Source organism: Rickettsia endosymbiont of Gonocerus acuteangulatus (genome assembly GCF_964026435.1).
Lineage (GTDB): Bacteria > Pseudomonadota > Alphaproteobacteria > Rickettsiales > Rickettsiaceae > Rickettsia.
Genome location: NZ_OZ032147.1, coordinates 1,408,800 through 1,432,357, shown reverse-complemented (window position 1 = coordinate 1,432,357; position 23,558 = coordinate 1,408,800). Strand labels below are relative to the sequence as shown.

Sequence of the window (23,558 nt, the reverse complement as noted above, 5' to 3'; positions counted from 1 at the left end):
GTTGCTAATAACTATATAAGTTCTGTACCTTCAAGCGTGGTAAAGTCACGCATTTTTAGGAATGCTAAAACAGTATAGCATAAGTCATTAAGGTACTGACAGAGTGAGAGTATCATGTTATAGTAAGCAAATATTAACAAGCATGTAAAGAGATATGGCACGAGCATATGCAATAGAACTAAGACTAAGAGTTATAAAAGCTGTAGAAGCAGGGATACGAATAAGTAAGGTAAGTAAATTATTTAATGTAAGTCGTGATACTATATATAAATGGAAAAAATTAAAAGATAAGCAAGGTACTTTAGAAGCAGCAACTGGTTATCAGAAAGGACATAGTCATAAGATAAAAGATTCAGAATCTTTTAAAGAATTTTTTAAAGCTAATATGAATAAAACATCAAAGGAGTTAGCAAAGCAATGGGGTAATATTGCATCTGTAACTATTTTAAGACAAATCAGAAAACTTGGCTATAGCTATAAACAAAACTCATTTTCATCCGAAAAGAGATATTAAATTAAGAAATGAATTTATAGCAAAGATACAAACCATCACAAAAGACAAATTAGTATATCTTGATGAATCTGGAATAGAGGATAATGCTTGCAAAGAGTGAGTCTTTCTAATTAAGTGTGTAAATTTTTCATAGGGCTTAAATTCTACCTTCAAATTTTATCAAAAAGTGAGCCATAGCTGCGTTCCAGTTTGGAATCGGCATAGCCCATTTCTTGGTCATATAATCAATTGCCAAATATAAGGTCTTAAAAACGGCATTATCATTTGGAAAAACCCGTTTATTCTTGGTAACCTTACGTAATTGGCTATTGACAGATTCTACACTATTTGTTGTGTATATTACTTTCCTTATCGCCTCAGGGTATCCTAGAAAAACCATTAAATTTTCCCAATGAACATACCAAGATTTAGCAATTTGTGGATACTGTTTACTCCATTTAGCTTCAAAAGATTCTAAAGCAAGATGTGCTTCTTCCTCTGTGCTAGCAGTATAAATAGGCTTTAAATCAGCCGCTAATTCTTTTCGGTCTTTATATGATACATATTTTAAACTATTTCTAATCTGATGTACAATACATAATTGATGTTCGGTTTTCGGAAAAACTGCCTCTATCGCCTCAGACATACCGGTTAAATTATCACTGCAAGCAATAAGCATGTCTTGCATACCTCTGTTCTTCATCTCAGTAAAATTACCAAGCCAAAATTTTGCTCCTTCATTTTCACTGATCCACAATCCTAAAATATCCTTCCTGCCAGATAAATCAATACCTAATGCTACATATACAGACTTATTGATAATTCGTTTATCTTGACGTACTTTTACTACTAAACAGTCAAAAAATACTATAGCATATACTCGATCCAATGGTCGGCTTTGCCATATCTTGACATCCTCAATTACATCATCAGTAATTTGACTTATCAAACTTTCGCTAACGTCAGCTCCATACAATTCTTGCATTTGAATCTTAATATCAGATAAGCTCATTCCTTTAGCGTATAACGATATTATTTTATCATCAAATCCTTCAATACGTCTTTGACGCTTTGGAATTAATGCAGGTTCAAATGTACTACTTCTATCCCTTGGAACCTCAATCTCTATAACTCCATTATTTGTTACTAGATTCTTTACATTCTTACCATTACGAACATTATCACTATCAGTATGACAATATTTATCATATCCTAAGTGATTATTCATCTCTGACTGCAATGCCTTCTCTACAAGCCGTTTGGTTAATTGCTTTAATAAACCATCCTCTTTAAGTAATGTTGATATATCTGTATCATTATTTATTAATAAATCTATCGCTTGATTCATTGCTTCATTTTGTTTTTGGTGCATATAATTTCTCCTTTTGTTATATTATATTTTTATATAACCTTTGAGAAATTCCCACACTTATTTGGACAGAGCCCAAAGAGTATGGATGGAGCATTATAGGACAAAGGTGTTATGGAGAAAAGGTGTATCAACATAAATTTAGAATAAGTATGATAGCTGGTCTTTGTAATGGTAATCTTATTGCTCCTGTAATATTTGAAGGTAATTATAATACAGAGGTCTTTAAAACTTATATTAGGGATGTATTAATTACAGAATTACAACCTGGGCAAACCGTTATTATGGATAACATTAATTTTCATAAAAATTCTAAAGTTAAAGAGTTAATTGAATCCGTTGGTTGTACCATATTGTATTTACCAACTTACTCTCCTGATTTAAATCCTATAGAGCATTACTGGTTTAAGATAAAAAATGAAATTAGGAAAGTTGTAGGAGATTTTGAAACATTTTATGATGCTGTTTTTAATACTCAAAACTTACGCTATGTTTGGTGTCATTGCTAAAATAAAAGGGACCAGTAAATTGCACGAAAAAGGGACCAGAGAAGTTGGTGTGACCTAATAAGGTTAATGTGCAATATTCACTAGATAATTAAGCAAGTAAATATCTAGTGATACAATGATAAGAATAAATATGTATACAACAATTATCACCCTTTATAAACAAGGCAATAGTCAAAGGAATATTGCCAAACTAACAAGAACAGACCGCAAAACAGTACGAAAAATAATAAACCGCTATGTAGAGGCTGGTACAGAATCCCCAGCAATCTATGAACGATCTTCAGTTTTGGATTTTTGGCACGAAAAAATAATTGAGTTATTAGAAAAAAATCTGAGTTACATAAGAATTTTTGAGGAGTTAAAAAATCAAGGTTATACAAGCAGTTATACTTCTTTGACCCGTTATATCAAAAAATATAAAATTAAGGATAACAGTTGCATTCGTTTTCATACTTTAGCAGGAGAGGAAGCACAAGTAGATTTTGGTGACATAGGCTTACAGTATAATTCTAAAGGGCGTAGAGTTAAAGCATATGTATTTAATATGCGTTTAAGCTATAGTCGCCTTGATTATTATGAAGTAGTGTTTGATCAAAGTTGTCAAACATGGATTCAATGTCATATCAATGCATTTAATTATTTTGCTGGTAGTCCAAAAGTAATAAAACTTGATAATCTTAAAGCTGGAGTAGTAGATGCCAATTTTTATGAGCCAGTATATCAGAAGGAATATAAGTGCTTAGCCGATCATTATGGAATTTTACTTTCTCCTTGTCGAGTGTATCAACCGCAAGAAAAAGGCAAAGTTGAGTCGGGAATAAAATACGTTAAAAATAATTTTTTTGCTGGTCGTAAATTTGATAGATATGAAGAATTAACAAATGGTCTTGCAAATTGGTTAAATAAGGCCAATAGCCGAATACATGGTACTACTAAGAGAATACCTAGAGAACTGTTTGAGCAAGAGGAAAGAAGTAGTTTGATTCCTTTACCATTAGAAACTTTTGATTTGTCATCTTGGCATAATCGAAAAGTAGCAAAAGATTGTCATATTACCATAGATAATAATTATTACTCTGTACCAGCAAAATATATATACAGTGAGGTAATGGTACAATTGTCCCCAAAACTTGTTCAAATATTTTCTATACAAAATGATTTAATAGCAAGACACGTTAGAACAGAGGGCAAGGGGATATTTACCACTAATCCGTCTCATTATGCTAAATACAAACGTCTATGCCCAGGTTTTATAGAATATAGTGAACATTATCAACAACAAATGCAGCAGATAGGGAATAATTGCAGTTTATTATTAGAATCATTACAACAAACAAGAGTGAATGATTGGCAACGTTGTGCACGAGGTATCATTTCTTTACGTAAGGTTTACAATGATGACTTAATAGATAAAGCCTGTCATAGAGCACTACATTATGGTATAAGTTCTTACTCTAAAATTAAGAATATTTTAAATAGTAATGCAGTAAACTTACCATTACCAGAGTTTGGAGGTAATAATGCAGAACTTATTTAATGACCTACGAAGCTTTAGATTATCAGGTATAGTCAATAGTTTAAATGAAAGGATTATTTATGCTCAAAATAATAAACTAGGATTTAAAGAATTTCTATCACTATTATGTGAAGATGAAAAATCTAACCGTAAGGATAATAATTACCGTCGCCGTAAAAGTGCTGCTAAATTGCCGGTAACTAAAAATTTAGAAGACTTTGATTTTAATTTCCAACCAAGTGTTGATGCCAAAGTAATAAGTGATTTATCAACTTGTGATTATATTAATACTAAGGGAAATGTAATATTCATAGGTGATTCAGGAACTGGGAAAACTCATCTTGCCATTGGGCTAGCATTAAAAGCTTTAACACGAGAATACTCTGTATATTTTACTACGGTATCGGATATGCTTTATAATTTACATATTGCAAGAGCAGATAATAGTTATCACAAAAAGGTTAAATTACTCCTATCGTTTGATTTATTAATTCTTGATGAGCTCGGGTTTAAGCAATTGCCAAAACATTCAGTAGAAGACTTTTTTAATATTATTGCTAAACGATATGAAAATAAATCTACCATTATTACCACAAACAAGGATTTTGAAAAATGGAATGAAATATTTGCTGATGAAGTATTAACTCATGCAATTATTGATCGAGTGGTACATCATGCTCATATACTAAACATAAAAGGTAAAAGTTATCGTATTAATAACTATAAATCTGGAGGTAATATGGCATAAAAATTTTTAAATATAGTGGTTCCTTTTTCGTGCAATTTACTGGTCCCTTTTTAATTGACAATGACAGTTTGGTTCTAAATATCGTAAAGATGGAGAACGCAGCTGTTGTTGCATATAGTCATCTAAAAGCCCTAACTTTATTTGGTAAACCGAGTCTTTCTAATTAAGTGTGTAAATTTTTCATAGGGCTTAAATTCTACCTTCAAATTTTATCAAAAAGTGAGCCATAGCTGCGTTCCAGTTTGGAATCGGCATAGCCCATTTCTTGGTCATATAATCAATTGCCAAATATAAGGTCTTAAAAACGGCATTATCATTTGGAAAAACCCGTTTATTCTTGGTAACCTTACGTAATTGGCTATTGACAGATTCTACACTATTCGTTGTGTATATTACTTTCCTTATCGCCTCAGGGTATCCTAGAAAAACCATTAAATTTTCCCAATGAACATACCAAGATTTAGCAATTTGTGGATACTGTTTACTCCATTTAGCTTCAAAAGATTCTAAAGCAAGATGTGCTTCTTCCTCTGTGCTAGCAGTATAAATAGGCTTTAAATCAGCCGCTAATTCTTTTCGGTCTTTATATGATACATATTTTAAACTATTTCTAATCTGATGTACAATACATAATTGATGTTCGGTTTTCGGAAAAACTGCCTCTATCGCCTCAGACATACCGGTTAAATTATCACTGCAAGCAATAAGCATGTCTTGCATACCTCTGTTCTTCATCTCAGTAAAATTACCAAGCCAAAATTTTGCTCCTTCATTTTCACTGATCCACAATCCTAAAATATCCTTCCTGCCAGATAAATCAATACCTAATGCTACATATACAGACTTATTGATAATTCGTTTATCTTGACGTACTTTTACTACTAAACAGTCAAAAAATACTATAGCATATACTCGATCCAATGGTCGGCTTTGCCATATCTTGACATCCTCAATTACATCATCAGTAATTTGACTTATCAAACTTTCGCTAACGTCAGCTCCATACAATTCTTGCATTTGAATCTTAATATCAGATAAGCTCATTCCTTTAGCGTATAACGATATTATTTTATCATCAAATCCTTCAATACGTCTTTGACGCTTTGGAATTAATGCAGGTTCAAATGTACTACTTCTATCCCTTGGAACCTCAATCTCTATAACTCCATTATTTGTTACTAGATTCTTTACATTCTTACCATTACGAACATTATCACTATCAGTATGACAATATTTATCATATCCTAAGTGATTATTCATCTCTGACTGCAATGCCTTCTCTACAAGCCGTTTGGTTAATTGCTTTAATAAACCATCCTCTTTAAGTAATGTTGATATATCTGTATCATTATTTATTAATAAATCTATCGCTTGATTCATTGCTTCATTTTGTTTTTGGTGCATATAATTTCTCCTTTTGTTATATTATATTTTTATATAACCTTTGAGAAATTCCCACACTTATTTGGACAGAGCCTTTCATGGGGGTTTTATAACCAAAAATCTTTCTTGGCATGTTATTTAAAATCTCAGCAACATTGTCAAGAGCTCTTTGTGTAACGGTAGTAATATCTGTATTTTTAGGTAAAATTCTATGAATCATAGAATTCATTTTTTCCACTAATGCTTTTTGTCTAGGGCGGTATGGATCACAAAAGAAAGTTTGAAACCCAGATAGTCTATAAGCAAGATGCCCTACAAACTCTTTGCCATTATCCATAGTAATAGTCTTTCTAACACTACTTGGCAGCGTTTTGATCTTTTTTAAAAACCCAGTGGTAACTGTTTTAGCTCTTTTGGAGTTATTCAGCACTAAAATAATCTTTTGACTCTTTTTATCCACCAGCACACCGATATTCATACTTTGATTACCTTTATGAAATGTAAGATCTGCCTCAAAATGCCCTACTTCTAGCTTTTGCATTGCTATTGCATCACGCTGATGTATTGAGATCCTTTGTGGTATAATGATCCTTTGATGCCTTGTCCCCCTTTCTTGCCTTTTATATCTTTTAGACGGTAAATAGCTATATAACTTTAATTTAGCTGCAACTGGAGAAGTGTAGACAAATCTATATATACTTTCTGTACTGATACAACAAGCTGTATTTTTGTCCAGTTTTAACTTTCCGGCTATAGCATCCGGTGACCATTTCTTGTGAATCATAGCATTTTTGATATAAATAAAAGTAATCCCCGCCGCAAGCAGCGGGGTATTTTAGAAGAAAGCTAGCTGATGATCCTCATGCAGTTTCTGATATTCCTTGCCTTGGTTTTTTACGTATTTTCCTATCATATTCTCATTTCCATGCTTACCTACCGTATTCGTAAAATATCCATCAGTCCAAAATTCTCCACCCCATAATTGTTTCTTTACCTGTGGACACTGTCTAAATATTTGACGAGCTGTAACACTTTTAATTGTTGTTACTATTTTTGTTACGCTATAGGTTGGTACAGATTGTACCAAAAAATGGACATGATCTTCATCAACCCCTATTTCTAAAAATTTTATTTGATATCTCTTTTCTATCTCTAAACATATTTCTCGTAATACTTGATCAACTGATACGTCAAACACTGCTCGGCGATATTTTGCTGGAAATACCATGTGATACAGCAGTACCGTAACATTATGACTTTTATGTATATATTTGCTCATTCCGCCATATTACGCCGCAAGCGGCGGGGAATATACCCAAAAGAGATTTAACAAAATAGGTAACTTCTCTATTTTTAATAACTCTTGCTGATGCATCCTTTTTTTATATTGTTCCTGAGCAACACAAGGCATATACTTACCTTTTACTTTATTTCTTTTTAGCTCCATACTAATAGTGCTTTTAGACCTCGTAAGATGTTGTGCTATCTTGTCAATACTGACTCCTAGGTCATACATTCTTTTTATTTCATATCTCTCTTCGCGAGATAAGTGTCTATATTTTCTGTTCATCATTACCTATTTAAAATCTTATTATTTTAAATAAGTTTTGTTCTACTTACTTATAGTATTTTCAATCCCGCCTGTGTAACCCAACTCCTTTATCTCTTGAAACAGTACCAGATAGTGATACAGGATGGGCTGATTTTATTCTGTCACTCAAGTAGTCTTTATATGGGGCAAGCTTTGTTACCAACTTTGGCCTATCCTTATATTTAGGGGAACCATCATATTTTAAATATTTACGTACTGTATTTACTGATGCACCTACTTCTCTTGCTATACTTCTTAAGCTTTTACCATGTTTATTCAATATTTTTATTTCCATTATTTGCTCCAGTATTATCATTATTCATTACCTCCTTATTCAGAAGATATTACTTTAATACTGTATCAATTTTTATCCGTTGCTCTGTATCATTTTACTTCCGTTGCTAACAATCGCCTTTCTGATCTTTAATTTTGGCTTGTAATAAATGGTTCTGAGGTTGTCTAATCGATCAAATAGCTTAATCAGTAATATCTCATCCCTACCACTGATGCGTAAACTTTCTAATATCTCGCTACTGCTTAATTTCTTACCATCCTCTTTAATCCTTGTTAAAGACTCCACATTATCTGCTATATTTTTACCAAATATTGATGCTATTTCCTCATATGTTAGTTCTGTATCTTCTAATGTGTCATGCAGTATTGCGGTTACTAAAATATCTGTTCTAAACAGATAGTCAGATGCCATATAAGCTACCTCTAACGGATGACTATAAAATGGCTCTCCTGAATGCCTGTACTGTCCTTCATGATATTTTTGGCAAAATAAATAGCCTCTTTGATTTGCTTAATATCCACCAGTGGTTTTCCTTGTTTTGTAGCTCTGCTATTAAACCTAACCAACTTGTCTATTAGACGCTTAGCGTAGATACAATTAACTTGTCTCATATCCCACCTCCCCTATAGATTCACTTTAAGTTTCAATATGCCTTGATGGCTTTTAAAGCTTCTTTGCTTCTGCATATCGTATAAGAACTCTAAAGCCATGTTCTTGTGACTTGCAATTAAACCGCCGCCAATATTCGTACTTAGCTTTTCATGCTGAGAATTAGCACTTACTACACTCGCCTCACCTCCTATATCTTTGATGCTTATTAGCTGTCCGCTGTTGTGCTTGCTGCCTCTAATTCTCTTATCAAGCGAAATATGTGCTGTTGGTATTAATTTAAAATCACTACTGAAATTAATCGGTGTGAATAATACTCTTGTCCCTATTTCACCACTTAAAGTACTATTCTTGCTTTTTTTATGATGTAAAACATATGAATCTCGTATTATGTCTCTTGACGTGCCAACACGCCCATATTCATACCTAAAACCTATACTTGGGATTAATGTAATATTGTTTTGAAATCTTATTTTTTGGTTCAAATGTGATTCAAAACTGAACAGTTTTGATTTTGGTTTGAAAATATCTTGCTTCTTACCATGCTTGCCGCTTAAAGCAACTGAAGCCAGTGTTTGAAGATTGGTATTTGCAGCAAGAGTAGCACTACTATATACACTGAATATATTTGTATTAGTTTTGCTCACATTTTGATTAGAATTAAGCATAGGTAGATACTTAACGGTACTGTGCAATCTGCTCAAACTAGCACCAAACATTAGATCGCTATTTAAGTTAATTTCTCCTCCAATACTACCTCCACGAATTCTACTACTATAACCAAGAGCTGTGCTAATCTCTTTTTGCTTAGAACCTCCAAATATGCCACTACTCCATACGCTATAGCTTGGAGCTTGTTCTTGCTCTTCATCACCTGCAGCTACTGCTACCATGTTCCCTATCTCTCTTGTAAGCAATCTATGTCTAATTTGTTTACTTACCGCTTTGCTGCTAAAACGCAAATCTTCTCTTACTCTTGCTGCAAAACGTGTTCTTTCAGCTAATACTTCTTGATGCCTAGCAGTACTATTATTTGCATCTACTTGCTCCACTGTATCAGTAATTAAGTCCTCACCTAATATATCCTCTACTGCTTCTACTTCTTCCTCTTCCTTTAGTTTCTGTGACTGTAATTCCTTCTCTACATTAACTAATTCGTCTTGGACAATTTCTGATACAATAGGCTTAGATTGTAACTCTTCCTCAGACACAACAGCATTTGTATCTGAAATACTAATACTGCTCGCAATGCTACTATCTTCTAATGCCTCATCATCATACCCGCTATCACTATCAGAATATGTGCTGATTACTTCATCTAATTTCTTAACTGCTTTATCTTCTTCAAACTCCCAGTTCTTAAGCTTCTCATCATATAATCTATCCTCTAATACTATTAAATCTTCTGTGCTTGTAGACTGATCTTTGGTCTCTACTATTCTATTACCCTCTAATGATCTTTTGCTTATTACATAATTACTTGAGGCTAAATCACCTGTACCTTCAGACACCACATTACTCTTTACTGTTAATTGCTCCTTCAGACTAATAATTTCTTGCCTTAAATCAGCAACTATATTGTTGTGAAGTACTGGATCAATGCCGGCAATTGCTGTACGGCTATCAATACCGCTTTCTTTAGCTTTTTGCTCCCTAATAGCCTTAGCTGCTTCCGCTGCTCTTCTTTGATTCTCAACTTCTACTTCCGCTAATATCTTCTTGCGGTTCTCCTCCCACTCTTGACTTTTTTGTTTCCGAAGTGTCGCTGCTTTCTCCTTATTCTCCGCTATCTTCTTTGCTATCTCAGCTTCTCTTGCCTTCTCTTCTTCAGCATTTAATACTATTACCTGTTTGGCTGCCTTCTTGCACTTCTTATTCTGCTGCTCTCCAGCTATCGCTTCTCTCCTTGCTAAAATCTGGCTCATAAAGTCAGCTTTGTCGCTAGATACAACTATTTCTTTTTGTGCTTTCTTTACTTTCTTTAACTTGAAATTTCCTCTTGCTATTTCTTTCATTGCAGCCATAAAACCTGACTTTGGCTTAGTGTGAAAAGTAGTATCACTTAGCAAATGAGGCTGACTTGAGGCCATAGGTGGTGCTGGAGGAGCGGGGGGAACTGGCACCACATCAGGTAATATTACAGGTGGTACTATGTCCGGTAATGGCGGAAGGGGTGGAGGAATAACCGGGGGATTTGATATTAAATCAGGCAATGGCAAAGTAGGCACTACATCCGGTAAAGAGCTACTTAAATTAATAGATTCAAATGTCACCTCTTGCTTTCTACCTGATGAGGCTTTGCTTTTCGGTCTCTTATCTCCCGCAAATACCTCTCCCGTAATCATTGATAAAAATATTAATGATACTGTTGCGACTTGCTTGATTCTTGATCTGAATGATTTGTGTTTTGGAAAATTAGTATAATTATTAGTAGTATTGTTTTGTGTAGATAATACTTCGTTGCGAATATTGTAAATATATGATAGTGTCATTGTACTATAACCTCGTCATTTAGGTTTGGTAAGAAAAATAAACCGGTAAATACTCAAACTATTTTGCGATACTTTTTAGTATTTACTGGTTTTAATTGAAACAAAATAAATCTATGCTCATATTTAAATCTAAAGAATATAATTCTTAGTGTCAAGTAAAATATTATCGAAATCGATAATATTTTTTTATTAAATAACTTGTAATAAAGGAATCAGAATAAAATATGGACATAGCTAATAATATAAAAATATTTCTTACATACAAGCTGCATCAATTCAAAATTAATAAAAAAAAATTTGCTGGATTAGTCGGAATTTCATATCATACTATTTGTCAGATTTTTCATAATCGTACTAACCCTAGTATCATAACGATAATAAGAATAGCTAATTATTTTAACTGTTCTATTGATGAAATTATTGGCAGAAAAAATTTTATATCACACAATGAGTATAAAACAATTGATGTGGTATTAGATAGTTGGAATATTTACCTCAAAGATTTTATTAAAGAAAAACTCAATAGTGATAATATCAATCCTTATAAGTTTTCTGAAAATATTGGATTTGATCACGAAACTATTGTTAAATTTATAAATGATACTAGTCCTACTAGGACTTTAAATACAGCCATAATTGTTGCAATATCTGATTATTTTAACATTTCTATAGACCAAATGCTTGGTAGAATAAAATAAATGAGTGTATACTTATTTACTTATATACTCATTTATCCATTTGAGTATTAACTCAGACATAGTAATGTTATTTTGAACTGTCTTGAGTTTAAATTGTTTTAATACTGTGTTAGGTAAATTAACATTCAGTCTTACAGTCTTGTCAATAGTGACATCTTGGATTGCTTTTTCTTTATTAGTATTTAACCTATTACCAATTTTAATTTTTAATACCATTAAATAACTCTATTAACTCATTGATAATATTATTAATTTCTTCTGATGCACTATTTGGATGATGCGAGAATACGGTTAATCCATCACTTGCTGCACTAGGATATATTACTTTTTGTGTAGTATAAGAATTTAAAATAGGTAAATCATATTGTTGTAGTGCACTTATTACTTCTTTACTTAATTTTGTATTCTTAATCGATCTACTAATAATAAAAACAGTTTTAGGTATACCGTTAGTGACCTCTTGTCTTGCTTTTATTATATCCACTAGATCATTTGTTGCCCAAATATCCCAAGGAGATGGTTGTACAGGAATTAATACAAGATCTGATATTTTTACAGCTGCAACAGATAATTTAGCTATTGAAGGTGCACCGTCAATAATAATTATATCATAACCATTTTTTACCGCATCAATATCCTTGGGTAAAGATTCACGATCAAGTCCTACTACAGGTAAGATTTGTCCATCATTGACTTCATTCCAATCACGTGCAGAACCTTGAGGATCACTATCTACTAATAATACTTTATATCCACGTTGTTGAAAAGCATGTGCAATATTTATAGAGATAGTAGTTTTACCACAACCACCTTTTTGATTTAAAACCGAGATGATATACATATTTTTTAATCTCTCCTAAGTTGTATGCCTTGTGGCTTGCCACGATTATTTGAATTAAATCAGAACACTCCAAAAGAAATTTGCCATGAATATCCATTATCTGGACCTTAGGCATAGACAAATTCATTGCTGTCAATTCTTTACATATACTTATATGAGTATATGTGCTTATACTCATATAAGTATATGTACTTGTATAAAATTGTCAAAAGAATTTATTGATATTAAAATAGGTGATATGGTCAGTTTGATCGAAATCGATAATATTTCACTTGACACTAAGAACTATATTCTTTAGATTTGAATGTAATTATAAATTTATTTTGTTTCAATTAAAACCAGTAAATACTAAAAAGTATCGCAAAATAGTTTGAGTATTTACCGGTTTATTTTTCTTACCAAACCTAAATGACGAGGTTATAGTACAATGACACTATCACAAATTTCCTACAAAATCAAGTCCCCGTTTTCTTTTGGGCATATAAATCCCTTAATAAATCAACAATTTCAGCACAATTCTGACAATTTAGCATCTTTTACATCTAAGTTACGTTCTCACCTGCATTGGCTTTTGTTTATTTGTTATTTTATTTACTTATCCAATGCTTCGCAATTTCAAACATCAGGAGGGTATTAACATGAGTCTTTCTGACATCAACACCAAGCTACATCAAATAGAAAGCGATCTTAATGTTTTTCGTGAAGTGTTTTTATCTGATATGACGGATTTAGCTAGTCAATATAGACGTGTACGAAGCGATCTGAAGTTAATAGCTATTAGACAAATACAACTCGAAAAAAATCTAATGCTGCTTTTAACACATTTTGGCATCACTTCTACTACTTGTGATGCAGAACAAGAATTAAAGGAATTTTTTAAAAATTACAATAAGTTATCAAATGAAACACATCATGATTACTAAATTACAATCACCTATTGTCTCAACTAATCCTGAATATTTCAGCGATATTAGACAACAACAATATAATCAAGAGTTAACAATTGATGAGAATAGAAATTATATTTCTATTATTCCTTGTTTATTTGAATCTATTGTGGGTGAGTACTCCGATAAGCTGTTGCCTATAGATATAATATATTTCTTTCAGATAGTTACTTTATACAGTTCAGCTTTAAGTAAGAATGAAGAGGAGATAATTTATTCTTCAGAAAAACTTGCTAGGATCTTAGGATACACAAATAAAGAGGCAAGTAATATGCGTAGTACAATCTTGGGTATTACAAAAAAGCTTGAACAAGCAGGGTTCTTACAAGTACATAGAAGTAAAAACAAAAATGGAATAGATAAGGTAAACAAGATAATACCAATACTTCCTGATATCTTATACAATAAAATCAAATATGCAGCATCTAATTCTAATGTAGATAGCAAGAGAAGACTCACTAATGAATCGAATCTACAACATATTATACGTACTAAACTATTTGTACCTATTACTTTAACATTCATTCAAAACTTATTTAAAGATTCTATGACGCCTAAACACAAGCTGTTCTACTTAAACTGCATTATTACTGCTTATAAGAATTATCAGATTACTGGTCAATTCTCTTTTGCAGCTACTTCACAAGAATTAACGAAAGCAAATAATATCAGTAGAGGTATAGCATAAGTCATTAAGGTACTGACAGAGTGAGAGTATCATGTTATAGTAAGCAAATATTAACAAGCATGTAAAGAGATATGGCACGAGCATATGCAATAGAACTAAGACTAAGAGTTATAAAAGCTGTAGAAGCAGGGATACGAATAAGTAAGGTAAGTAAATTATTTAATGTAAGTCGTGATACTATATATAAATGGAAAAAATTAAAAGATAAGCAAGGTACTTTAGAAGCAGCAACTGGTTATCAGAAAGGACATAGTCATAAGATAAAAGATTCAGAATCTTTTAAAGAATTTTTTAAAGCTAATATGAATAAAACATCAAAGGAGTTAGCAAAGCAATGGGGTAATATTGCATCTGTAACTATTTTAAGACAAATCAGAAAACTTGGCTATAGCTATAAAAAAAACTTATTTTCATCCGAAAAGGGATATTAAATCTCTTTTGGGTATATTCCCCGCCGCTTGCGGCGTAATATGGCGGAATGAGCAAATATATACATAAAAGTCATAATGTTACGGTACTGCTGTATCACATGGTATTTCCAGCAAAATATCGCCGAGCAGTGTTTGACGTATCAGTTGATCAAGTATTACGAGAAATATGTTTAGAGATAGAAAAGAGATATCAAATAAAATTTTTAGAAATAGGGGTTGATGAAGATCATGTCCATTTTTTGGTACAATCTGTACCAACCTATAGCGTAACAAAAATAGTAACAACAATTAAAAGTGTTACAGCTCGTCAAATATTTAGACAGTGTCCACAGGTAAAGAAACAATTATGGGGTGGAGAATTTTGGACTGATGGATATTTTACGAGTACGGTAGGTAAGCATGGAAATGAGAATATGATAGGAAAATACGTAAAAAACCAAGGCAAGGAATATCAGAAACTGCATGAGGATCATCAGCTAGCTTTCTTCTAAAATACCCCGCTGCTTGCGGCGGGGATTACTTTTATTTAAGAAATGAATTTATAGCAAAGATACAAACCATCACAAAAGACAAATTAGTATATCTTGATGAATCTGGAATAGAGGATAATGCTTGCAAAGAGTATGGATGGAGCATTATAGGACAAAGGTGTTATGGAGAAAAGGTGTATCAACATAAATTTAGAATAAGTATGATAGCTGGTCTTTGTAATGGTAATCTTATTGCTCCTGTAATATTTGAAGGTAATTGTAATACAGAGGTCTTTAAAACTTATATTAGGGATGTATTAATTACAGAATTACAACCTGGGCAAACCGTTATTATGGATAACATTAATTTTCATAAAAATTCTAAAGTTAAAGAGTTAATTGAATCCGTTGGTTGTACCATATTGTATTTACCAACTTACTCTCCTGATTTAAATCCTATAGAGCATTACTGGTTTAAGATAAAAAATGAAATTAGGAAAGTTGTAGGAGATTTTGAAACATTTTATGATGCTGTTTTTAATACTATTAAATTGTCAGTATCTTAATGATTTATGCTATATTATGGATGTTGGCACAGCATGTTTCAAAAAGGTCTAGACAAGATGAATTTAAAGGTGAGCCTGCAGATAAACTACGTGAGCACAGGAAAATCCTACAAAATTCGCTTGTATCGACCTTTATGGAATGTGATGCACTTACAAAATAATCTTCTCAATAACTACAAAAGCTACACAGATGGGGTAATCATCAGAAAGGGAAAGATGAATATTAAAAGGAGGAAGTTTTTGAGTATAGACTGAATCTAGCTTTACTATTGGCTTGCCTAATTTATCATTAAGCACCGTGATATCTTTAAAATTAATACCACGCCCTATACCAACGCCAAAAGCTTTACTAATTGCTTCTTTAACAGCAAAACGCTTTGCCAAAAAAGTAGCATGACTTTCCTTCTTTAGCAAAGCAAATTTTTTTAATTCTTGGGTAGTTAAAATTCTTTTAGGAAAAATTTCCGGATATAACTTTATTAGCTTTTCAATTCTAGGAATCTGTACTATATCCGTACCAACACCTATAATCATTTATTTATCTTCAAAGTCTTCACCGGTTTCTTCAGTAAAAATTTGATCATCTAAATCAGAATAATCTTCTCCAATATAAACTTCTGGTAAATATTTAAATTTTTCTTCTAAATCTTCTGACTCGTCTTGTTCAACAATAGGCTCTATTCTACTTCTTGTACGTAGGCTATTAATAAAATCTTGTTCTAACTGAGCTACTGATACTTTTCCGGAAGCAATTCTGCGTAATGCAATAACCAGAGGTTTATCACGCTTTTCTTTTTTGCTTTGATTAGTTTCTACTTTATAGTTTAATAACTTAGCATATCTAGTTGCATAAATAACTAGCTGAAACCTATCAGGTATAACTTTACTACAATCTTCTGTTGTAATTCTTGCCATTATTTTCTCCGTTAAAATAATAAATTTTTTATGTTATTAAGTTCTTGTGTCATCTAGTTGCTTGTACCTGCAGCATCCAGTAATAAAAAATACAATTTTTCGAACCATGCAACAACCTAGGTAAAGTTGCGGCATGATATTAACCTATAACAATAAATAATTTGTATTATACTCTTTTTATATCCGCACCGCAATTATTTAATTTCTTCTCTAAATTTTGAAATCCACGATCTAAATGGTATATACGGTGCAATACTGTTTCACTATCAGTACTTAAACCTGCTAATATCAGCGATACCGAAGCTCTAAGGTCACTTGCCATAACTTCTGCACCTTTTAAACTTTTAACGCTTTGTACTATTGCTTGGTTACCTCGCACTGTTATATCTGCACCCATTCTACATAATTCAGGCACGTGCATAAAACGATTCTCAAAAATATTTTCGGTAATTATTGAAGAACCTTGGCTAATAGTCATAAGACTCATAAATTGGGCTTGTAAATCGGTAGCAAAGCCTGGATATGGATTAGTTTCTAAATTTACGGCATTTAACTTATCTGCATAAGTTACCTGCACTCCATTATCTATAGGCATAACTTTTATACCTGTTTCAATGAGTTTTAAAGCGATATTTTCTATGATATGATAATCAATGCCGTAAAGTTTTAAATCACCTTTAGTAATAGCTGCGGCAAACATATAAGTTCCTGCCTCTATACGATCAGGTAGAACTCTGTAGCTTGCTTCGCTCAAGGAATCTTTGCCGTTTATCCTTATTTCGCTAGTACCAATTCCGGAAATATCTGCACCCATCTTATTAAGACAGTTACATAAATCCACTATTTCAGGCTCTCTAGCACAGTTAAATAGCAATGTTTCACCATCTGCTAGAACGGCTGCAAGTACTGCATTGATAGTAGCTCCAACCGAAATTTTATCAAAAATGAAATGAGTGCCTTTTAAACGTCCTGCCATTGAAGCGTTAATATAACCATCTTCGATAGTAATTTCCGCTCCCATAGCCTTTAAAAATGCGATATGCAGATCTACTTGTCTTGCTCCAATCGCACAACCACCAGGCAGAGACACTTTTGCTTTACCATAACGGCTAAGCAGAGGTCCAAGCACCCAAATAGATGCTCTCATCTTACGAACTATCTCATAATCCGCCGTTAAATTATTGATATTTGAGGCGTTAATTACTAATTTAAACTCATTTTCATGTTCTATTATTTCAATGTCTGCTCCATGACTTTTTAGTAATTTTTTCATAGTACTAACATCCGTTAATTTCGGAACATTAGTGATATGTAGTTTATCGGTCAGTATAGAAGCTGCCATAATAGGAAGCACTGCATTTTTAGCACCGCTAATATTGATAATACCTCTAAGAGGCTTTCCGCCATGAATAATTAATTTTTGCATAAATATTTATAATGTCATTCCCGCAGAGGAGGCAGGAATCAAAAAAACAACCAATATTAAATTTGACAAAATCAACATATAAAAAACTTGTTTTTTATATGTTTTACTGGATTCCCGCCTCCGCGGGAATGACATAGTAAGGTAAGCCGCAAGAAAAATATACATACTCTTAATATAAAGAGTAAGTAAACGAAGTTTTATTTGGAAAAGAGGAATCGGTCTTGAAGCTGATAACCGCAGCGTATACTTAATACGTGAGGATTATCAGCAAAAGACAACGTCCAGCGTATTTTAGAAAGTTCTAGACAAGATGAATTTAAAGGGGAGCCTGCGGAGCGTACATTCTTAGTACGTGAGCAAAGGCGAATCCTGCAAAATTCGCTTGTATCGAGCTTTCTAAAATAGCTGTAGCCAATTTTTCAAATAAAACGAGTATACTACACGTCCAAGTTTACGACGTTCAATGCATTAGACTGTATGAACTGCCTACGAGGTTCAACTACATCACCCATTAACGTTGAGAATATCCCCTCAGCTTCATCGACTTCTGCTACTCTTACCTGCAATAAAGTTCTTTTTTTAGGGTCAAGCGTAGTATCCCATAACTGCTCTGAATTCATCTCACCAAGTCCTTTAAAGCGTTGAACACTGATACCTTTTTTACCGCAATCTATAATAGTATTTAGCAATATGCTAGGAGTTAAAATATCAAATTCTTGGTTTTTTACTACCAGCTTTAATTGCTTATTAAATATATCAAAAATTGTTAAAGCAAGCTTTAATATATTTATAAATTCAAATGATTCTAATTGCTCTTTTAGCAATATTTTACGTTCTTTTAAGCCTCTACTAAAGCGAAAAAATTCTATTTTATTTTCATGTTTTAAAACTTCCCAATCTGTTTTATCGGGTGATTGCTCTAAACTATTTAATGCATTTAAAGCTTTTTTAAGTCTTGAATCACTTTCATTATAAAATATTTTATTGTTAAGTAGATCATTAATTGCCAAAATTTCAGTGATAGAACGGTTAAATTTTTTGCTAGCATGATCAAGTAAGCTATTGAACTTTATAACTTTACTCATTAGCTCTTCTAGATTTTCGTTTGCCAACTGCTCTTTATTATCTAAAGTTAAAGTAGCATTGCTAATTGCTGATTTTACTAAATAATCTTGCAGTGCTTGCTCATTTTTTAAGTAAAGCTCGCTTGCTCCTTTCTTTACCTTATAAAGAGGTGGTTGTGCTATATATAAATATCCCTTATTTATCAATTCCGGCATATGACGATAGAAGAAAGTAAGCAATAAAGTTCTAATATGCGATCCGTCAACGTCAGCATCGGTCATAATAATAACTTTATGATATCTTAGTTTTTCAAGAGAGAATTCTCGGTTATCAACGCCTGTTCCAAGAGCCGTAATTAATGTACCGATTTGATCCGAGCCAAGCATTTTATCAAATCTTGCACGCTCAACATTTAAGATTTTACCACGCAAAGGCAATATAGCTTGAATTTTGCTATCCCTACCCTGCTTTGCTGTACCGCCCGCTGAATCTCCCTCTACTATAAATAGTTCAGAAACTGCCGGATCTTTGGCATGACAATCTGCAAGCTTACCTGGCAAGTTCGATACTTCTAAAACTGATTTTCTTCTAGTTAATTCTCTTGCTTTTCTAGCAGCTTCACGTGCGTTAGCTGCCTCCATGATCTTATTGATAATCAGTTTTGCATCAGCCGGATGTTCTTCAAACCACTCAAGAACTTTCGTATAAACAGCATTTTCAACAATCGGTCTTACTTCAGAACTTACTAGTTTATCTTTAGTTTGGGAGGAAAATTTAGGATCAGGCACTTTAACGGAAAGTACGCAACATAGCCCTTCCCTAGTATCTTCACCACTAAAAGCATTTTTCGCTTTTTTATTAAGACCGGTATTTTCAAAATAAGAGGTAATAACTCTAGTTATAGCAGATTTAAAGGCACTAAGATGAGTTCCACCATCTTTTTGTCTAATGTTATTTGTAAAGCACAAGATGTTTTCATGATAAGAATCATTCCAGTGCATAGCAAGCTCAAGGCTTATACCAGATTCAGTATTATCTGCATTAACTACGATACATGAATGAACAGCATGTTTTGCACGATCTAAATATTTTACGTAAGCTTCAATTCCACCTGTATAATAAAATTCTACTTCTTTTACTTCTTCAAATCTATTATCTGTTAGTAAAATCTTTACTCCGGAATTTAGGAAAGCAAGCTCACGTAGACGATGTTCTATTATATTGAAATCAAATTCTATGTTAGTAAAGGTTTCTACTGATGGAAAGAAAGTAACTTCTGTACCTTTTTTATCTACATTTTCTTTAACAACTGCAAGCGGTGCTTCCGTTATCCCATTATTAAATCTAATAAGATGTTCCGTATTATTACGCCAAATACGTAGCTCAAGCCAATCAGAAAGAGCATTTACAACCGACACACCAACACCATGCAGACCACCAGAAACCTTATATGAATTCTGATCGAACTTACCACCAGCATGTAGCTGCGTCATAATTACTTCAGCTGCTGATATACCCTCTTCCTCATGAATCTCAACAGGTATACCTCGCCCGTTATCAGATACAGTTACCGAACCGTTTGTATTTAAAACAACTCTTACTAAATCACAATAACCGGCTAATGCTTCATCGATAGCATTATCGACTACCTCATAAATCATGTGATGCAAACCAGATCCATCACCGACATCACCAATATACATTCCTGGTCTTTTTCTTACAGCTTCAAGACCCTTTAAAACCTTAATTGAATCAGCACCATATGATGATTCATTCAACTTTTCTTCAAATTCCGACATAGTATTTTTATTTGTTGCTAGAGACAATAAAAATAACTATAACTGAACTTATTAGAATAGTAAATGTAAATATGATGAGATAACAAATGGATAAATTAAAGTTAAAAAATATTTTTGATGTGATGGATGATTATGACGTATTTTTGTTTGATCTTTGGGGCGTAGTAGTTGAAGGTGGGCATACCTACCCTAATGTTGTGCAAAATATTAATAAAATTATTGAGCAGAAAAAAGTATATTTTGTTACTAATGCTCCACGAAATATTTTCTCTCTGCATCAGACACTCAAATCTTGGGGATTAAATGCTAAGCCAGAAATGATTATTAGCTCCGGTGAAGTAGCAGTGCAGATGATTTTAGAGAGTAAAGAGCGTTTTGGTATTGAAAAACCGGTAATATATCATCTAGGTCATCTAGAAAATGATATCATAAACGGCATACAATGCCCTATCACTGATGATATTCAAAAAGCTAATATTTTCCTAATGACAATTTATAGAGATGAAAGTGAGAATTTAGACTTAAATGAATTTGATGAGCTATTTAAAATTGTCGTAGAACGCAAGATTATTAATATTTGTACTAACCCTGATCTTGGGATAAATCAACACGGAGTTTATAGATATTGCAGCGGTTATTATGCTTAGAAAATAGAACAGCTAGGCGGAAAAGTAATTTATAGCAGTAAACCTTATAAAGAAATATATAGCAAAGTTTTGCAAGAATGTCCTAGTGTAACTAAGAATCGTATATTAATGGTAGGCGATACTTTTTATACTGATATACTTGCAGCTAATTGGCTTGGTATTGATTCAGGTTTAGTATTGACAGGTAATTCTAGGGATTATCACCTCGAGTTTGATAATATTGACGATAAGCTATCTGATTTAAGGAAAGCAGCCGAAAAACAATCAGTTATGCCGAGTTTTGTAGTAAGTTTGTCTTGATGACGTCATTGCATGCGAGCAAAGGCGGGTGCGGCAATCTCGTAAAATAGTATGATACTCCTGAGATTGCCACATCGATTCTGCGAATCTCCTCGCAATGACGGTCATAACAAATACTATTGATGTTATACTAATAATCTGTTATATAAGAAGCTTTAAGCGGTCGTGGCGAAATTGGTAGACGCACAGCATTGAGGGTGCTGTTCTGTAAAAAGATTGGAAGTTCAAGTCTTCTCGACCGCACCATTTTTCTTATATACTTTTTTGAATATTCTGCTGCTTTTTCTGTGCTGAAATCATTTCTCTAAAACTTTTTTGCTTTGGTATTTTGGATTTTATTTATTCATAAATGTCTCTGCAGATTGTATAAATGATGCAAAAATTTTTTTATCTCGTATTATCTCTTCGTTTGAATATGAGAATTGTTGCTTAGACATTTCAGGATGAAATTGAAAAGTACGAATCGGAACTCTAAACTGTGATTCTGTTGCTTCTATATCTCCATGTTCAGTTGTAGCTGTTACTTTTATTAAATCTTGTTTATTTACTAATCTGTTTTTGCCACCTATTTCTTGTACTTTATTCTCATGCATAGCCCAAAATCTTTGATTAGTTGCTTCTTTTAAGGGAGAATTTATTTTTATTATTGATGCTAGTTCTGAATCAGGTTCAATGACTATTGAATCATGCTTATATTGGTATACATCAGTTATTTTACTCCAAGATAAGTATTAATAACTTGATGCCCTCCACAAATACCCATTATTGGTATGCCTTTTTCCATAGCAACTTCCACCATAACCATTTCAGCTAAAGAACGTGCAAAATCAAATTTACCTTTTTTTAAGTCTACTTGATCCCCAAATTGTTCAGCTACTTTAGGATCAACTGAAGAATTATTACCTGGAATCACTAAACCATCCTTATCAACTAAAAACTCTTTTGCTTTTCTTTTCGCTTCATTTATTACTTCTTCATTAATTTTTTTCCGCATTAGCCGATTCCGGTACTATTTTTCTATAATCAACATCTTCGACATTACAATATTGATATTTTAAGTCATCTTGTACTGCATTTGAAGTTAATCCTCCAACTTTATAATTATAACTTACTGCAATCTTAGGTCTTGGAGGTAAATCTTCACTATATTTTGTTTCTGTAATTTTTGTATATGCTATATTTTTTTGTTCTTCTGCACGTTTGGTTAACTGATCAGAAACTTTTTTATGCTCAAATAGTTTGCTCCAATACAAAGGAGTATATCCGGCTTTATCTGTAATATTCACGGTTGAATAATAATTTAAATACTTTTCAAATATTTTACTATTTCCTTGTTGAGCTGCTAAATGTAAAAGAGTTTCGCCATTACTATTTTTTAGATTAAAGATTTTTTCTTTATCTTTACTATTTTCTATTAATAAGGAGATTATATTTACATCTCTTCTGCGTTCCAATAAAACATTTAAGAGAGTATTACCATCTTTATTTTTAAGCTCGATATCAGCATTTTTATCTATTAAAGACTTAATAATATCTAATTCTACAATATTTATAGCTGTAAATAAAAGCGGACTTCCTTCTTTGTCCACATGGTTAGGATTAGCTCCATATTCTAGTAAAATATTAATTATATTCAAATCTTCGTTTCTTATAGCTTTTAGAAGAATAGGATTTCCTTCTTTATCCACTTGATTAGGATTAGCTCCTTTATTTAAAAAAGCACTAACTATATCCAAAACTTACGCTATGTTTGATATAAT

22 protein-coding genes, 1 tRNA gene and 6 pseudogenes are annotated in these 23,558 nt (G+C 32.6%); 14 read left to right on the top strand and 15 right to left on the bottom strand.

Annotated elements, in window-relative coordinates:
- Nucleotides 1-154 precede the first annotated feature (154 nt).
- Nucleotides 155-514, top strand: a complete 360-nt coding sequence (locus AAGD55_RS08880) for an IS630 transposase-related protein (RefSeq protein ID WP_341790906.1) — start codon at nt 155-157, stop codon at nt 512-514.
- Nucleotides 465-614 (top strand): hypothetical protein, encoded by a 150-nt coding sequence (locus AAGD55_RS08875; RefSeq protein WP_341791204.1) that lies wholly within the window; start codon nt 465-467, stop codon nt 612-614. Before AAGD55_RS08880 ends, AAGD55_RS08875 begins: the two co-directional genes overlap by 50 nt.
- A gap of 36 nt (nt 615-650) precedes the next feature.
- On the opposite strand, the gene AAGD55_RS08870 is transcribed toward AAGD55_RS08875, so the two are convergent.
- Nucleotides 651-1,865 (bottom strand): IS256 family transposase, encoded by a 1,215-nt coding sequence (locus AAGD55_RS08870; RefSeq protein ID WP_341790919.1) that lies wholly within the window; start codon nt 1,863-1,865, stop codon nt 651-653.
- 74 nt (nt 1,866-1,939) lie between these two features.
- On the opposite strand from AAGD55_RS08870, the pseudogene AAGD55_RS08865 reads away from it, so the two are divergent.
- The 3 genes and pseudogenes from AAGD55_RS08865 to istB all read left to right on the top strand — a co-directional run.
- Nucleotides 1,940-2,371 (top strand): annotated as a pseudogene (locus tag AAGD55_RS08865) (IS630 family transposase); the annotation flags it as partial.
- A 130-nt stretch (nt 2,372-2,501) separates the two neighbouring features.
- On the top strand, nt 2,502-3,908 hold the full coding sequence (istA, locus tag AAGD55_RS08860; protein WP_341790850.1) for an IS21 family transposase: 1,407 nt from the start codon (nt 2,502-2,504) through the stop codon (nt 3,906-3,908).
- On the top strand, nt 3,892-4,635 hold the full coding sequence (istB, locus tag AAGD55_RS08855; protein WP_341790851.1) for an IS21-like element helper ATPase IstB: 744 nt from the start codon (nt 3,892-3,894) through the stop codon (nt 4,633-4,635). Before istA ends, istB begins: the two co-directional genes overlap by 17 nt.
- Before the next feature lie 189 nt (nt 4,636-4,824).
- Here istB and AAGD55_RS08850 read toward each other — a convergent pair whose 3' ends face one another.
- From AAGD55_RS08850 to AAGD55_RS08815, 8 genes and pseudogenes are all read right to left on the bottom strand, one after another.
- Nucleotides 4,825-6,039 carry an IS256 family transposase gene (locus tag AAGD55_RS08850; RefSeq protein WP_341790919.1) on the bottom strand — a complete coding sequence of 405 codons (1,215 nt, stop codon included), beginning with the start codon at nt 6,037-6,039 and terminating at the stop codon, nt 4,825-4,827.
- A 16-nt stretch (nt 6,040-6,055) separates the two neighbouring features.
- Nucleotides 6,056-6,802 carry an IS30 family transposase gene (locus AAGD55_RS08845; RefSeq protein WP_341791203.1) on the bottom strand — a complete coding sequence of 249 codons (747 nt, stop codon included), beginning with the start codon at nt 6,800-6,802 and terminating at the stop codon, nt 6,056-6,058.
- 51 nt (nt 6,803-6,853) lie between these two features.
- The gene (tnpA, locus tag AAGD55_RS08840) at nt 6,854-7,297 is read right to left on the bottom strand and encodes an IS200/IS605 family transposase (protein ID WP_341791202.1); all 444 of its coding nucleotides are present in this window, start codon (nt 7,295-7,297) and stop codon (nt 6,854-6,856) included.
- Nucleotides 7,298-7,306: 9 nt separating this feature from the next.
- Entirely contained in the window at nt 7,307-7,591 is a 285-nt protein-coding gene (locus AAGD55_RS08835; protein ID WP_341791201.1) for a helix-turn-helix domain-containing protein, read from the bottom strand.
- Nucleotides 7,592-7,649: 58 nt separating this feature from the next.
- A complete protein-coding gene (locus AAGD55_RS08830) occupies nt 7,650-7,925 on the bottom strand; it encodes a hypothetical protein (RefSeq protein ID WP_341791200.1) in 276 nt (91 codons plus the stop codon).
- 51 nt (nt 7,926-7,976) lie between these two features.
- Nucleotides 7,977-8,333: pseudogene (locus AAGD55_RS08825) on the bottom strand (HD domain-containing protein); the annotation flags it as partial.
- The gene (locus AAGD55_RS08820; RefSeq protein WP_341791199.1) at nt 8,327-8,515 is read right to left on the bottom strand and encodes a hypothetical protein; all 189 of its coding nucleotides are present in this window, start codon (nt 8,513-8,515) and stop codon (nt 8,327-8,329) included. The pseudogene AAGD55_RS08825 and the gene AAGD55_RS08820, both read right to left, overlap by 7 nt.
- Before the next feature lie 12 nt (nt 8,516-8,527).
- Entirely contained in the window at nt 8,528-11,005 is a 2,478-nt protein-coding gene (locus AAGD55_RS08815; protein WP_341791198.1) for an autotransporter domain-containing protein, read from the bottom strand.
- Nucleotides 11,006-11,229: 224 nt separating this feature from the next.
- On the opposite strand from AAGD55_RS08815, the gene AAGD55_RS08810 reads away from it, so the two are divergent.
- A complete protein-coding gene (locus AAGD55_RS08810; protein WP_341791197.1) occupies nt 11,230-11,703 on the top strand; it encodes a helix-turn-helix transcriptional regulator in 474 nt (157 codons plus the stop codon).
- A gap of 199 nt (nt 11,704-11,902) precedes the next feature.
- Here AAGD55_RS08810 and parA read toward each other — a convergent pair whose 3' ends face one another.
- Nucleotides 11,903-12,544 carry a ParA family partition ATPase gene (gene parA / locus AAGD55_RS08805; RefSeq protein WP_341791196.1) on the bottom strand — a complete coding sequence of 214 codons (642 nt, stop codon included), beginning with the start codon at nt 12,542-12,544 and terminating at the stop codon, nt 11,903-11,905.
- A gap of 638 nt (nt 12,545-13,182) precedes the next feature.
- Here parA and AAGD55_RS08800 point away from each other — a divergent pair.
- From AAGD55_RS08800 to AAGD55_RS08775, 6 genes and pseudogenes are all read left to right on the top strand, one after another.
- Entirely contained in the window at nt 13,183-13,467 is a 285-nt protein-coding gene (locus AAGD55_RS08800) for a hypothetical protein (protein ID WP_341791195.1), read from the top strand.
- A complete protein-coding gene (locus tag AAGD55_RS08795; RefSeq protein ID WP_341791194.1) occupies nt 13,457-14,179 on the top strand; it encodes a hypothetical protein in 723 nt (240 codons plus the stop codon). The genes AAGD55_RS08800 and AAGD55_RS08795 overlap by 11 nt, the downstream gene beginning before the upstream one ends.
- 71 nt (nt 14,180-14,250) lie before the next feature.
- Complete coding sequence (locus tag AAGD55_RS08790) at nt 14,251-14,610, top strand: helix-turn-helix domain-containing protein (protein ID WP_341791193.1); 360 nt, start codon at nt 14,251-14,253, stop codon at nt 14,608-14,610.
- Nucleotides 14,611-14,657: 47 nt separating this feature from the next.
- Nucleotides 14,658-15,101 carry an IS200/IS605 family transposase gene (gene tnpA, locus AAGD55_RS08785; protein WP_341790826.1) on the top strand — a complete coding sequence of 148 codons (444 nt, stop codon included), beginning with the start codon at nt 14,658-14,660 and terminating at the stop codon, nt 15,099-15,101.
- 35 nt (nt 15,102-15,136) lie between these two features.
- Nucleotides 15,137-15,646 (top strand): annotated as a pseudogene (locus tag AAGD55_RS08780) (IS630 family transposase); the annotation flags it as partial.
- A pseudogene (locus tag AAGD55_RS08775) lies at nt 15,646-15,786 on the top strand (palindromic element RPE3 domain-containing protein); the annotation flags it as partial. The pseudogenes AAGD55_RS08780 and AAGD55_RS08775, both read left to right, overlap by 1 nt.
- Nucleotides 15,787-15,796: 10 nt before the next feature.
- Here AAGD55_RS08775 and acpS read toward each other — a convergent pair.
- The 4 genes from acpS to gyrB all read right to left on the bottom strand — a co-directional run bounded on the left by acpS (nt 15,797) and on the right by gyrB (nt 20,851).
- Nucleotides 15,797-16,180: a holo-ACP synthase gene (gene acpS, locus AAGD55_RS08770; protein ID WP_341791191.1), complete on the bottom strand. Its 384-nt coding sequence runs from the start codon at nt 16,178-16,180 to the stop codon at nt 15,797-15,799.
- Nucleotides 16,181-16,561: a DNA-directed RNA polymerase subunit omega gene (gene rpoZ / locus AAGD55_RS08765; protein ID WP_341791190.1), complete on the bottom strand. Its 381-nt coding sequence runs from the start codon at nt 16,559-16,561 to the stop codon at nt 16,181-16,183. It lies immediately after the preceding gene.
- A gap of 166 nt (nt 16,562-16,727) precedes the next feature.
- Nucleotides 16,728-17,987, bottom strand: coding sequence for a UDP-N-acetylglucosamine 1-carboxyvinyltransferase (gene murA / locus AAGD55_RS08760; RefSeq protein WP_341791189.1), 1,260 nt, complete (start codon nt 17,985-17,987; stop codon nt 16,728-16,730).
- Between the two features lie 437 nt (nt 17,988-18,424).
- A complete protein-coding gene (gene gyrB, locus AAGD55_RS08750; RefSeq protein WP_341792571.1) occupies nt 18,425-20,851 on the bottom strand; it encodes a DNA topoisomerase (ATP-hydrolyzing) subunit B in 2,427 nt (808 codons plus the stop codon).
- Nucleotides 20,852-20,937: 86 nt separating this feature from the next.
- Here gyrB and AAGD55_RS08745 point away from each other — a divergent pair.
- Together AAGD55_RS08745 and AAGD55_RS08740 are read left to right on the top strand one after the other, a co-directional pair.
- Nucleotides 20,938-21,798, top strand: a pseudogene (locus AAGD55_RS08745) (TIGR01459 family HAD-type hydrolase).
- 159 nt (nt 21,799-21,957) lie between these two features.
- Nucleotides 21,958-22,044 (top strand) — tRNA-Leu (locus AAGD55_RS08740).
- A gap of 6 nt (nt 22,045-22,050) precedes the next feature.
- Here AAGD55_RS08740 and AAGD55_RS08735 read toward each other — a convergent pair.
- A pseudogene (locus AAGD55_RS08735) lies at nt 22,051-23,534 on the bottom strand (ankyrin repeat domain-containing protein); the annotation flags it as partial.
- Between the last annotated feature and the right edge of the window lie 24 nt (nt 23,535-23,558).

Bases quoted from the DNA above. Each gene is read 5' to 3' on its own strand.
- AAGD55_RS08870 (WP_341790919.1), bottom strand. From the start codon at position 1,865: ATGCACCAAAAACAAAATGAAGCAATGAATCAAGCGATAGATTTATTA.
- gyrB (WP_341792571.1), bottom strand. From the start codon at position 20,851: ATGTCGGAATTTGAAGAAAAGTTGAATGAATCATCATATGGTGCTGAT.
- AAGD55_RS08800 (WP_341791195.1), top strand. From the start codon at position 13,183: ATGAGTCTTTCTGACATCAACACCAAGCTACATCAAATAGAAAGCGAT.
- tnpA (WP_341791202.1), bottom strand. From the start codon at position 7,297: ATGAGCAAATATATACATAAAAGTCATAATGTTACGGTACTGCTGTAT.
- AAGD55_RS08830 (WP_341791200.1), bottom strand. From the start codon at position 7,925: ATGATAATACTGGAGCAAATAATGGAAATAAAAATATTGAATAAACAT.
- rpoZ (WP_341791190.1), bottom strand. From the start codon at position 16,561: ATGGCAAGAATTACAACAGAAGATTGTAGTAAAGTTATACCTGATAGG.
- istA (WP_341790850.1), top strand. From the start codon at position 2,502: ATGTATACAACAATTATCACCCTTTATAAACAAGGCAATAGTCAAAGG.
- AAGD55_RS08880 (WP_341790906.1), top strand. From the start codon at position 155: ATGGCACGAGCATATGCAATAGAACTAAGACTAAGAGTTATAAAAGCT.
- AAGD55_RS08820 (WP_341791199.1), bottom strand. From the start codon at position 8,515: ATGAGACAAGTTAATTGTATCTACGCTAAGCGTCTAATAGACAAGTTG.
- AAGD55_RS08815 (WP_341791198.1), bottom strand. From the start codon at position 11,005: ATGACACTATCATATATTTACAATATTCGCAACGAAGTATTATCTACA.
- AAGD55_RS08845 (WP_341791203.1), bottom strand. From the start codon at position 6,802: ATGATTCACAAGAAATGGTCACCGGATGCTATAGCCGGAAAGTTAAAA.
- AAGD55_RS08790 (WP_341791193.1), top strand. From the start codon at position 14,251: ATGGCACGAGCATATGCAATAGAACTAAGACTAAGAGTTATAAAAGCT.
- AAGD55_RS08850 (WP_341790919.1), bottom strand. From the start codon at position 6,039: ATGCACCAAAAACAAAATGAAGCAATGAATCAAGCGATAGATTTATTA.
- AAGD55_RS08835 (WP_341791201.1), bottom strand. From the start codon at position 7,591: ATGATGAACAGAAAATATAGACACTTATCTCGCGAAGAGAGATATGAA.
- acpS (WP_341791191.1), bottom strand. From the start codon at position 16,180: ATGATTATAGGTGTTGGTACGGATATAGTACAGATTCCTAGAATTGAA.
- AAGD55_RS08795 (WP_341791194.1), top strand. From the start codon at position 13,457: ATGATTACTAAATTACAATCACCTATTGTCTCAACTAATCCTGAATAT.
- murA (WP_341791189.1), bottom strand. From the start codon at position 17,987: ATGCAAAAATTAATTATTCATGGCGGAAAGCCTCTTAGAGGTATTATC.
- istB (WP_341790851.1), top strand. From the start codon at position 3,892: ATGCAGAACTTATTTAATGACCTACGAAGCTTTAGATTATCAGGTATA.
- parA (WP_341791196.1), bottom strand. From the start codon at position 12,544: ATGTATATCATCTCGGTTTTAAATCAAAAAGGTGGTTGTGGTAAAACT.
- AAGD55_RS08810 (WP_341791197.1), top strand. From the start codon at position 11,230: ATGGACATAGCTAATAATATAAAAATATTTCTTACATACAAGCTGCAT.
- tnpA (WP_341790826.1), top strand. From the start codon at position 14,658: ATGAGCAAATATATACATAAAAGTCATAATGTTACGGTACTGCTGTAT.